Origin of the sequence: Nocardioides sp., assembly GCF_031422975.1 — a bacterium.
GTDB lineage: Bacteria > Actinomycetota > Actinomycetes > Propionibacteriales > Nocardioidaceae > Nocardioides.
Genome location: NZ_JANPEO010000449.1, coordinates 1 through 10078 on the forward strand (window position 1 = coordinate 1; position 10078 = coordinate 10078).

The following is a 10078-nucleotide window of genomic DNA, read 5'->3' on the forward strand; positions in this document are numbered from 1 at the left end:
CGAGCGTCTCGAACAGCGGCACGACGTCGAGTCGCGTGGTCGGCGGATCGGACGCGAGATCGACGAGGCCAGTCTCGCGTGCGAACAGCAGCACGCGCAGCAGATCGTCTCCGCTGCGGGTCATCGAGACGGACAAGAGGGCCCACGACGGCAAGGCGCATCGTCACGACCCCCGCGTGGGCATGATGGGCGGGTCGTACGGCGGCCAGATCCAGTTCGCCATCGCGTCGGTCGACCCCCGCCTCGACACGATCATCCCGATGATCACGTGGAGCGACCTGACCTACTCCCTCGGCCCCAACAACACTGGCCAGGCACCCGGCACGGTGCGCCCGACGACTCCCGGCGCCGCCAAGCTCGCCTGGTCCCTGGGCTTCACCGGCTCCGGTGTCGCCAACGGCGTGCAGCACGGCCAGACCGATCCCCACCGCCTCGTCGGCTGCCCCAACTTCGCCGACTTCGTCTGCCCCACCCTCGCGCACGCCGGCGTCACGGGACACCTTGACGACGCAGGCATCGCAACCATGCGCCATGCGTCGGTGTCGTCGTACATCCACAGGATCCGGATCCCGACCTTCCTGCTGCAGGGCGAGGCCGACACGCTCTTCAACCTCAACGAGGCGTCTGCCACCTACCGCGCGCTGCGCGCCCAGGGCACGCCGGTCAAGATGATCTGGCACAGCTGGGGCCACTCCGGCGACCCGGCGCCCGGGGACTTCGACCACTCGGTGCTCGACCCGAGTGGGCAGTACGAGACCGGGCGCATCGTCCGGTGGTTCGATCACTACCTGAAGGGCGACGCGGGGTCCACCGGTCCGCGCTTCGCCTACTTCCGCGACTGGATCGACTACGAGGGCAACGCGCGGCCCGCCTACGCGACCGCGAACCAGCCGTCGGTCGGCACGCCGCACATCCTCCACCTCGGCGGGTCCGCCCTGACCGCCGACCCCGCCGCGGCGACCGGCTCGCAGTCGTTCGTCACCCCGCCCGCAGGCGCTCCGGCGTCGACCAACCCGCTCGACGCCGTCAACTACCTCACGCCCGTCTCCCTGCCGGAGGCCGACGCCCGTGGCACCTTCGCGAGCTGGGACACCGGCGCACTGGCCCAGGCGCTCGACGTGGTCGGTCCCCCCGTGCTCGACCTGCGCGTGGAGGCTCCCGTCGCGGCGTCCACCCAGTCCGGCGGCCCGGCCGGGATGCTGGTGCTCTTCGCCCGGCTCCAGGACGTGGCGCCCGACGGCACCGTGCACGACATCAAGCAGCAGATCGCGCCGATGCGGATCAGCGACGCGACGGTGCCCGTCCGGGTGACGATGCCCGCGATCGTGCACCGGTTCGAGGCCGGTCACCGGCTCCGACTCGTCGTGTCCAGCAGCTCGGTCAACTACCGAGGCGGGCTCGTCTCGCAGCCGGTCACGATTGCGGGCGGTCCCGCGCAGACGCTGACGCTGCCCGTCGTCAGCTGACCGGCAGGCCGCGCCGCGGCCGCAGACCCACGTCCTTGAGCTCCAGCTCCGCAAGCCGCTGCACGACCCGCGGATCCTGCCTGCGCCAGTCGCCGGCCGGGTCGTCGCTCACCTTCGCGAGCACCCGCATCGGCTGGTTGGTGAGCGCCCGCAGCGCGAACAGGTCGAGGTCATCGGCGGAGTCGATGAACCTCAGGCCGGCCGTCGCCTCCCGGATGAATCGCCATCGGCCCGGCAGATAGAACGCCATCACCACCAGGATCGGGATCGTCGCGATCGACAGGCCCAGCACCAGGGCCAGTCGCTCGACCGCCGTCACCGACGAGCGCCCGGCGGCCGCGAGCCCGTCGGAGGCGTCGGCCGCCCTGTCGAACGGCGTGGCGACCTCGTCGCCGACGAGGGGCACGTCATCGAGCCGGCCGCCTGCGTCGCGCAGCTGCCCCGCCAGGGCGGACGCCGACGCGTCGGTCTGCCGGCCCGGCGCCGCCAGGGCCATCGTGCCGTCGTGGACAGCGAGTCCGATCCACACCCAGATCACCAGCCAGGCGACGAACAGCAGGTCGACCGCGAGCTGGAAGATGCGACGGCCAGGAGTGTCGGCGTAGAGCTTCATCCCCACATAGTGCCGCCTAGAGCCCTCGCTGCAGCTCCGCCCACGTCCGGTCGATGTCTTCGCGGGTCGTGCGCCAGCTGCCGACCGCCAGACGCATGGCGGCGCGTCCCTCGACGACGGTGTGGCTCAGGTAGGCGACGCCGCTGGCGTTGAGCCGGTGCATCGCCGACAACGTCGACTCGTCTCCGCCCACGTGCCGGAAGACGACAAGACTCAAGGAGGGGTCCGTCACCAGCTCGAGCCGGTCGTCCTCGCCGACCAGCTCGGCGACGTACGCCGCCAGGTCCACGCCCTCGCGGATGTGGGCCCGCAGCCCCTCGAGCCCATAGGTCCGCAGCACCGCCCACAGCTTCATCGCCCGGAAGCGTCGACCGAGCTGCGGGTGCCAGTCGCGATAGTCGACGACCGCGCCCGACTCGGATGCCGGGTTGCGCAGGTATTCGGGCGTGATCGACAGCGCGTCCGTGAGCCACGAGCGGTCCTGCACCCACAGCACGCTGCAGTCGAAGGTCGTGAGCAGCCACTTGTGCGGGTTGGTCACGATCGAGGAGGCGAGGTGCGTCCCGGCCAGGATGCGGTCGCGGAGCTCCGGGCAGACGGCGGCGACACCGGCCCAGGCGGCATCGACGTGCAGCCACGCCCCGACCCCGTCGAGCGCCTCCGCGATCGCCTGGACGTCGTCGATGGCTCCCGTCGAGGTCGTGCCGACGGCCGCCTGCACGAACAGAGGCGTCCAGCCGTCGTCGATGTCGTCGGCCAGGAGCCGCTCCAGCGCCGTGACGTCCATGGCCTGCGTGTGCGCATCGACCTCGACGGAGCGTACGCACTCGGCTCCCAGCCCGGCCATCATCACGGCCTTCACCAGCGAGGAGTGGGCCTGCGAGGAGCCGTAGACGGCCCACTTGGTCGAGCCGACCCCGGTCTCGCGCGCGCTGCCGCCGCTGGCGGCGTGCAGGGCGGCCAACAGGGCGGTGAACGTCGCGGTGGAGGCGGTGTCCTGGATGACTCCCCCGCCGCGGCCGTGGTCGGTGAGCCGGAACTGCTCGGGCAGGCCGAGGGCCTGGGCCAGCCAGTCGACGACGACCTGCTCGATCTCGGTGACCGCGGGACTGGTCGCCCAGATCATCCCCTGCGCGCCGATGCCGCTGGAGATCAGGTCACCCAGGATCGCCGCCGGCGACGAGTTGGCCGGGAAGTAGGCGAAGAACCGCGGGTGCTGCCAGTGCGTGAGGCCCGGCACGACGAGCTCGTCGAGGTCGGCCAGCAGCGCGTCGAAGGACTCGCCCGTCTCCGGGGGCGAGGCCGGCAGCGCGCGGCGTACGTCACCGGGAGAGACCTGGGACAGGACCGGCAGGTCGTCCAGGCCGGCCCAGTAGTCGGCGATCCAGTCGATCGCGGCGTGGCCCTGGCGGCGGAACTCCTCGGGACTCATGTGCGACCCATTCTTCGACATGGCCCGAACGTACTGCCCGAGGTTGAGCGCTCGTACTCAGGGACGGTCGGGTAGCGCGACAGGTCCGGAGTGCGCCGTCAGCGGCGAGGCTTCTGCCATGCCCACCTCACCGAGCACCACCTCCAAGAACACGACCGCCTTCGCCGCCCAGGCCGCCATCTCCTTCGGGGCCTCGCTCTTCGCGATGCTGGTCGGCATCTACTTCATGGAGGCCGACCCGTGGATCAAGGCCTTCATGGCCCTCGGCACCCTCTACCTGACGACCTCGACCTTCACCCTCGCCAAGGTGGTGCGCGACATGCAGGAGGACAGCACCGTCGTCCACCGCCTCGACGCCGCCCGCCTCGACAAGGTGCTCGCCCAGCACGACCCCTTCAAGTCCGCCTGACGCCGTACGACCTCAGCGCAGCTCGGCGCTCGTCAGCCCGAGGATCCGGCGCGCGACGATCAGCAGCTGGATCTGCTGGGTGCCCTCGAAGATGTCGAGGATCTTGGAGTCGCGCGACCACTTCTCGAGCAGCTCGGTCTCGCTGTAGCCCACCGAGCCGGCGAGCTCGACACAGCTCAGCGTGATGTCGGAGCCCACGCGGCCGGCCTTCGCCTTGGCCATCGAGGCCTCGAGCGAGTTGGGCTTGCCGTTGTCGGCCATCCAGGCCGCCTGCAGCGTGAGCAGGTGGGCGGCCTCCCAGTCGGCCTCCATCTGGAGGAACTTGGCGGCGGCCGCCGACTGCACCTGCGCGGGCCGGTCGTAGTCGACCTCGACGCCGGCCTGCGCGAGCAGGTCGCGAGTCAGGTCGAGTGACGCGCGGGCACAACCCACGGCCATCGCCGCGACCAGCGGGCGGGTGTTGTCGAAGGTCGCCATGGCGCCGGCAAAGCCCTGCTTGACGTCCACCTCCGGGGAGCCCAGGAGATCTGACGCGGGCACGCGGCAGTCCGTGAAGGTGATCACGGCGGTGTCCGAGGCGCGGATGCCGAGCTTGTGCTCGAGCCGCTCCACCACCATGCCGGGGTTGCCCTTCTTGACCACGAACGACTTGATCGCCGCACGGCCCAGGGCCTTGTCGAGGGTGGCCCACACGACCACCGAGTCGGCGCGCTCACCGGAGGTGACGAAGATCTTCTCGCCGTTGAGGACGTACTCGTCGCCGTCGAGGCGGGCGGTCGTGGTGATCGACGCCGAGTCCGAGCCGGTGCTCGGCTCGGTGATCGCCATCGCGGCCCAGGTGCCTTCGAAGCGCTTGAGCTGCTCGTCGGTGGCGACAGAGGCGATGGCGGAGTTCCCCAGGCCCTGGCGCGGCATGGACAGCAGCAGGCCGGTGTCGCCCCAGCACATCTCGGCGATCGAGAGGACCGAGGCGAGGTTGGCACCGTTCTTCACGGTGCCCTCGTCCGCGCCCTCGTCGTCGCGACGGACGCCGGTAGCACCGGCGCCCTCGGAGGAACCGGACTCCGACAGTCCGTCGATCATGGCAGCGAGCAGGTCGAGTTCCTTGGGGTACTCGTGCTCGGCACGGTCGTACTTGCGCGAGATCGGACGGAGCATGTTCATCGCGACCTGATGCGCCTGGTCGACGAGCACGCGGTGCTTCCTGGGGGTCTCGAGATTGATCATCAGACGAGCACCGAACCTTCCATGATCCCGACCGCGCGCAGGTCGCGGTACCACCGTTCGACGGGGTGTTCCTTGACGAAGCCGTGCCCACCGAGGAGCTGGACGCCGTCCAGGCCTATCTGCATGCCCTTGCTCGCGCACAACTGGCGTGCCAGGGCCACCTCGCGGGCGAAGTCCTTGCCTGCGGCGGCCCGGGAGGCCGCCTTGTAGGTCACGAGGCGCATCGACTGCAGCTCGATCGCGATGTTGGCGACCATGAACGCGACGGCCTGGCGGTGGCTGATCGGCTCACCGAAGGCCTCCCGCTCGTTGACGTAGGCGCGGACGTAGTCGAGGACGGCCTGGCCGGTCCCGACGGCCAGCGCGCACCACGCGAGGCGCGAAAGACGCACGCATTCGGTGTACGTCGCACCGTCGGTCGTGCCCAGCACGGACTCGGCCGGCACCCGGACGCCCGTGAGCACGAGTCGCGCCAGCGACGCGGCGCGGATGCCCATCGACGGGTCGGCCTCCACGGTGAGCCCCTTCGCGTCGGACTCGACGAGGAACAGTGTCGGCGAGCCGTCGAGCAGCGCACCCACGATGAAGAGCTCGGAGTCGGCGCCGCGGACGACGCCCGACTTCAGGCCGTCGAGCACGTAGCCGTCGCCGGAGCGGGTGGCGCTCGTCGACGGCTCGAGGACGTCGAAGAGGACCGTGGGCTCGGTCAGCGCGAGGGCAGCGACCGGGACGTCGTCGCCGGTGAAGGCTGCCAGGTAGGTCTCCTGCTGCGAGGCCGTGCCCCACAGGGCGAGGGCGGTCGCGACCGCACCCGGGCCGAGAGCGGCCAGGGCCAGGCCCATGTCGCCCTGGCCGAGCGCCTCGGCGACGAGGGTGCCCGCCATGGCCGAGCGCTCCTCGGAGATGCCGCCGAGCGACTCGGGGACGCCCAGGATCGGCAGTCCGATCTCCAGGCTCGCGGCCAGCACCTCCGGCGGGGCCACGCAGGTCTCGTTGGCGGCGGAGGCGGCGGGACGCAGCACCTCGGTGGCGTAGTCGGAGACGACATCGACGAGCATCTGCTCGTCCTCGGTGGGCGTCAGGTCGAAGACCCCGCTGCGACCCGCGGGTGCGGGCCGGGTGCCGGGCCCGGACCTGCGCGAGACCTTGCCGAACCGGCGGCTGGCCGCGGTCACGGTCCGGAACCCGGTGCGGGTCGCGTTGAAGACGAGGCGCTCGGTCTGCCGGCGCAGGCCGACGCGATCGATGAAGTCGCTCTGGGCGAGCCGGTTGAGACCGGCGACGGCGAACCCGATCGGGTCGCGGCTCTCACCGGAGGCGAGGCCGTGTCGGTTGCTGGACGCACCTGTGCCGCCTCGCTTGAAGGTGTCAGTGATCAGGGACATGAAAGAAACTGTAACTCTGAGTTACACATGGCGCCACAACTTCATCCGTGTCGCCTGTCACTAGTATCCGCGGCATGCCCGACAGCACTCCTGAAGACGCGCCACATGCCCCCCACGGACCCCTCCCGGAGGGCGGCTCCGTGCGCCCGATGACCCGCTGGGGAGCCGAGGTCATGCACCGGCCGCAACAGCTCGTGACGGCGTACGGCAAGGCGCTCGCGGACCTCGCCGCCGACATGGTCGCCACCATGCGCGCCGCCGAGGGCGTCGGGCTCGCGGCCTGCCAGATCGGCGAGGACGTGGCGATGTTCGTCTTCGACTGCCCCGACGAGTCGGGCCGCCACACCGTCGGGGTCGTGTGCAACCCGACGCTCACCCAGCCCGAGGGCCGCGATCGCCGGCTCGACACCGACGACGAGGGCTGCCTGTCCTTCCCCGGGGCATTCGTGGAGTGCGCGCGGCCGGACTGGGCCGCGGTCGACGGCTTCGGGCTCGACGGCGAGCCGGTGCACTTCGAGGGCGACGGCCTCCTCGCCCGCTGCCTGCAGCACGAGGCCGACCACACGTCCGGGACCGTCTTCGGGGACCGGCTGCCAACCAAGGCCCTCAAGAAGCTGCGCAAGGCGCACGACAAGGTGGCCGAGGACTATCCGCCGCAGTGGCCCGTCGGGGCACTGAGCGACTCGTGACCATCCGGATCACCAGCCGCAACGCCCGCTTCCAGCAGTGGGAGGCGCTGCTCCACAACCGCACCAAGCGGCACCGGCAGCGCGAGTTCCTGGTGCAGGGCGTGCGACCGATCACGCTGGCCATCGAGCACGGCTGGACGGTCCGCAGCCTCATCAGCGACGGCCGCCCTCGGCTGTCGACCTGGGCCGGCGGGGTGTGGGAGTCGACGACGGCCGAGCAGATCGTGATGGCACCCGAGCTCGTCGCCGAGCTCGGTGAGAAGGACGAGCCCAGCGAGCTGCTGGCCGTGGTGGAGATGCCCGCCGACGACCTCACGCGACTCGACCCCACGGGACTGACCGTGGTCTTCGACCGGCCCAGCCAGCCGGGCAACCTCGGCACTCTGTCCAGGTCCGCGGACGCCTTCGGCGCAACCGCTCTCGTGGTGACCGGCCACGCCGCCGACCCCTACGACCCCCGCACCGTCCGATCGAGCACGGGCTCGCTCTTCGCCCTCACCGTCGTCCGGGCCCCGTCCCATCGCGAGGTGCTGTCCTGGGCGGAGCCGCATGGGATCAGGGTCGTGGGCACGGACGAGACCGGCGGCGTCGACGTACGAGACGCGGATCTGACGGGACCGCTCATCGTCGTCGTCGGCAACGAGACCGTCGGCATGACGAGCGCGTGGCGCGAGGCCTGCGACGCGCTCGTCGCGATCCCGATGGCCGGCTCGGCGAGCTCGCTCAACGCGGCGACAGCAGGGTCGATCGTGCTCGAGGAGGCGTTCCGCCAGCGCCGCTGAGCCGACGTCCGGGCACGCACGTCGGCCTCGCGCGGCGCCTCCTGTTTGCCGCCCGGCCGTTCCAGGTCTCCGGCGAGGCATCCGCCGCTACCGAACAGTCGGGCTGGATATTTCGCCCGCACCCAGCCGTACGCTTCGGTAGCTCTGGCTACGGACGCCCGACGACGTGAGTCCTCAGCGCTGAGCGGCGATGTAGCAGGCGACGGCGCTGGCGGCGGCCACGTTGAGGGAGTCGATGCCCGCGCGCATCGAGATGGTCGCCCGGCGGTCCGCCGACTGCTCCCAACGGGGCGAGAGGCCGTGCCCCTCCGAACCCAGGACGAGAGCGAGCCGCCCGACGCGCGCCACCGCCGACTCGATCGGCGTGGAGTCGCCAGCAAGCGTCAGCGCGACGGTGGTGAAGCCGGCCGACGACAACGCCGGCATGGCGTCGTACCAGTCCGGAAGACGTGTCCAGGGCAGCGTGAAGACGGCGCCCATGCCGACCTTGATCGAGCGGCGGTAGAGCGGGTCGGCACAGCGCGGCGACAGCAGAACGGCGTCGAACCCGAGGGCGGCGCCACTGCGGAAGATCGCACCGACATTGGTGTGATCGACGATGTCCTCGAGCACCAGCACCGAGCGGGCGTCGGCGAGCACCGACTCGACGCTGGACAGGGGCCGACGCTCGAGCGAGGCCAGCGCACCACGGTGGACGTGGAAGCCGGTGACCTCCTCGGCCAGGGCCTCGGAGAGCACGTAGCAGGGCGCGTCGGTCATCGCGAGCACGTCGGCCAGACCGTCCAGCCAGCGCGGCGCCATCAGCAGGGAGCGCAGGGTGAAGCCGGCCTCGACCGCGCGACGTACGACCTTCTCCCCCTCCGCCAGGAACAACCCGTGCTCGGCCTCGAGGTGCTTGCGCAGCTCGACGTCGCGCAGGTCGCGATAGTCGGCGAGTCGCGGATCGGCGGGATCGTCGAGGTGGTGGAGCTCAGCCACGCGCCTGCCCGAGATCTGCGAAGCGCTCCGGGTGCGCGACGGCCACGACCTCGCCGACGACGATGATCGCGGGCGGGCGGACCCGCTGGGCGGCGATCTCGTCGGACAGTGTGCCCAGGGTGGCGAGCACGGTGCGCTCCTCGGGCATCGTGCCCTCGACGATCACCGCGACGGGGGTGTCGGCATGGCGGCCCTCGGCGACCAGGGTGTGCGCGATGGCGGCGGCGTTCTCGACGGCCATCAACATCACCAGCGTGCCGCGCAGCTTGGCGAGTGCTCCCCACTCGACCAGCGAGTCGGGGTGGCCGGGCGGCAGGTGGCCGGAGATGACGGAGAACTCGTGCGCCACGCCGCGGTGGGTGACGGGGATGCCCGCTCGGGCGGGTACGGCGATGGCAGACGACAGGCCCGGGACGACAGTCACCGGCACCCCGGCGGCGTTGCAGGCGATGACCTCCTCGTAGCCGCGGCCGAAGACGAAGTTGTCGCCGCCCTTGAAGCGGACGACCCGCTTGCCCTCGAGGGCGCGGGCCACGATCACCTCGTTGATGAAGTCCTGGGAGGCGTAGCGGCCGCGGGGCAGCTTGGCAACGTCTATCAGCTCCACCCCCGCCGGCAGCGCGTCGAGCAGCTCACGCGGGGCGAGCCGGTCGGCCACGACCACGTCGGCCGAGGCCAGGGCGTGGCGAGCGGCGATGGTGACGAGCTCGGGATCGCCGGGCCCGCCACCGACGAGCACCACGCCCGGTGTGCGGTCGTGGGCGCCCACCGCCGTGAGCTGGCCCTCGCGCAGCGCCGTGAGGATGTCGTCGCGCAGGGCGGCGGACTTCATCGGCTCGCGGTTGCCGAGCACGCCGAACGTGACCGTGCCGTGCCGTCCGGTGGCCGGGGTCCAGGCCGACCCGCGGGTGCCGTCGTCGCTGCGGACGCAGAAGATCCGGCGGGCCTCCGCGGCCACGCTGACGCGCTCGTTGGCCAGGGGATCGTCCGTGGCGGCGACGACGTACCACGCGTCATCGAGGTCGGACTCCACGAACTCGCGCAGGACGAGCGTCACCTCCGCCGCCATGCCCTCCAGCGCGGGCGTCACCTCGGGC

Annotated in this window: 11 protein-coding genes; 4 read left to right on the plus strand and 7 right to left on the minus strand. The window is 71.3% G+C overall.

Going from position 1 to position 10078, the window contains the following annotated elements; genetic code table 11:
- The coding region (locus tag RMO85_RS19675) for a phosphoenolpyruvate carboxylase (RefSeq protein WP_397203895.1) at window positions 1–124 on the minus strand (124 nt) is incomplete at its 3' end.
- Between the two features lie 58 nt (window positions 125–182).
- On the opposite strand from RMO85_RS19675, the gene RMO85_RS13480 reads away from it, so the two are divergent.
- Window positions 183–1466, plus strand: a complete 1284-nt coding sequence (locus RMO85_RS13480) for a CocE/NonD family hydrolase (protein ID WP_310529248.1) — start codon at window positions 183–185, stop codon at window positions 1464–1466.
- Here the strand turns inward: RMO85_RS13480 and RMO85_RS13485 are convergent.
- Both RMO85_RS13485 and RMO85_RS13490 read right to left on the minus strand, forming a co-directional pair.
- Entirely contained in the window at window positions 1459–2079 is a 621-nt protein-coding gene (locus RMO85_RS13485) for a hypothetical protein (RefSeq protein ID WP_310529238.1), read from the minus strand. The genes RMO85_RS13480 and RMO85_RS13485 overlap by 8 nt on opposite strands.
- A 16-nt stretch (window positions 2080–2095) precedes the next feature.
- The gene (locus tag RMO85_RS13490) at window positions 2096–3511 is read right to left on the minus strand and encodes a pyridoxal-dependent decarboxylase (RefSeq protein ID WP_310529239.1); all 1416 of its coding nucleotides are present in this window, start codon (window positions 3509–3511) and stop codon (window positions 2096–2098) included.
- 118 nt (window positions 3512–3629) lie between these two features.
- On the opposite strand from RMO85_RS13490, the gene RMO85_RS13495 reads away from it, so the two are divergent.
- A complete protein-coding gene (locus RMO85_RS13495) occupies window positions 3630–3920 on the plus strand; it encodes a YiaA/YiaB family inner membrane protein (protein WP_310529240.1) in 291 nt (96 codons plus the stop codon).
- Window positions 3921–3932: 12 nt separating this feature from the next.
- On the opposite strand, the gene RMO85_RS13500 is transcribed toward RMO85_RS13495, so the two are convergent.
- Both RMO85_RS13500 and RMO85_RS13505 read right to left on the minus strand, forming a co-directional pair.
- Complete coding sequence (locus RMO85_RS13500) at window positions 3933–5147, minus strand: acyl-CoA dehydrogenase family protein (protein ID WP_310529241.1); 1215 nt, start codon at window positions 5145–5147, stop codon at window positions 3933–3935.
- Complete coding sequence (locus tag RMO85_RS13505; RefSeq protein WP_310529242.1) at window positions 5147–6532, minus strand: acyl-CoA dehydrogenase family protein; 1386 nt, start codon at window positions 6530–6532, stop codon at window positions 5147–5149. The genes RMO85_RS13500 and RMO85_RS13505 overlap by 1 nt, the downstream gene beginning before the upstream one ends.
- A 74-nt stretch (window positions 6533–6606) precedes the next feature.
- On the opposite strand from RMO85_RS13505, the gene def reads away from it, so the two are divergent.
- Both def and RMO85_RS13515 read left to right on the plus strand, forming a co-directional pair.
- Complete coding sequence (def, locus tag RMO85_RS13510; RefSeq protein WP_310529243.1) at window positions 6607–7221, plus strand: peptide deformylase; 615 nt, start codon at window positions 6607–6609, stop codon at window positions 7219–7221.
- Window positions 7218–8003, plus strand: a complete 786-nt coding sequence (locus RMO85_RS13515; RefSeq protein WP_310529244.1) for a TrmH family RNA methyltransferase — start codon at window positions 7218–7220, stop codon at window positions 8001–8003. The genes def and RMO85_RS13515 overlap by 4 nt, the downstream gene beginning before the upstream one ends.
- A gap of 174 nt (window positions 8004–8177) precedes the next feature.
- On the opposite strand, the gene RMO85_RS13520 is transcribed toward RMO85_RS13515, so the two are convergent.
- Window positions 8178–8981 carry an RNA methyltransferase gene (locus RMO85_RS13520; RefSeq protein ID WP_310529246.1) on the minus strand — a complete coding sequence of 268 codons (804 nt, stop codon included), beginning with the start codon at window positions 8979–8981 and terminating at the stop codon, window positions 8178–8180.
- The coding region (gene cobA / locus RMO85_RS13525; RefSeq protein ID WP_310529247.1) for a uroporphyrinogen-III C-methyltransferase at window positions 8974–10078 on the minus strand (1105 nt) is incomplete at its 5' end. The genes RMO85_RS13520 and cobA, both read right to left, overlap by 8 nt.

What these genes read in the sequence shown, in the direction of transcription:
- RMO85_RS13480 (WP_310529248.1), top strand. Translation starts at nt 183, where the DNA reads ATGATGGGCGGGTCGTACGGCGGCCAGATCCAGTTCGCCATCGCGTCG.
- RMO85_RS13485 (WP_310529238.1), bottom strand. Translation starts at nt 2,079, where the DNA reads ATGAAGCTCTACGCCGACACTCCTGGCCGTCGCATCTTCCAGCTCGCG.
- RMO85_RS13490 (WP_310529239.1), bottom strand. Translation starts at nt 3,511, where the DNA reads ATGAGTCCCGAGGAGTTCCGCCGCCAGGGCCACGCCGCGATCGACTGG.
- RMO85_RS13495 (WP_310529240.1), top strand. Translation starts at nt 3,630, where the DNA reads ATGCCCACCTCACCGAGCACCACCTCCAAGAACACGACCGCCTTCGCC.
- RMO85_RS13500 (WP_310529241.1), bottom strand. Translation starts at nt 5,147, where the DNA reads ATGATCAATCTCGAGACCCCCAGGAAGCACCGCGTGCTCGTCGACCAG.
- RMO85_RS13505 (WP_310529242.1), bottom strand. Translation starts at nt 6,532, where the DNA reads ATGTCCCTGATCACTGACACCTTCAAGCGAGGCGGCACAGGTGCGTCC.
- def (WP_310529243.1), top strand. Translation starts at nt 6,607, where the DNA reads ATGCCCGACAGCACTCCTGAAGACGCGCCACATGCCCCCCACGGACCC.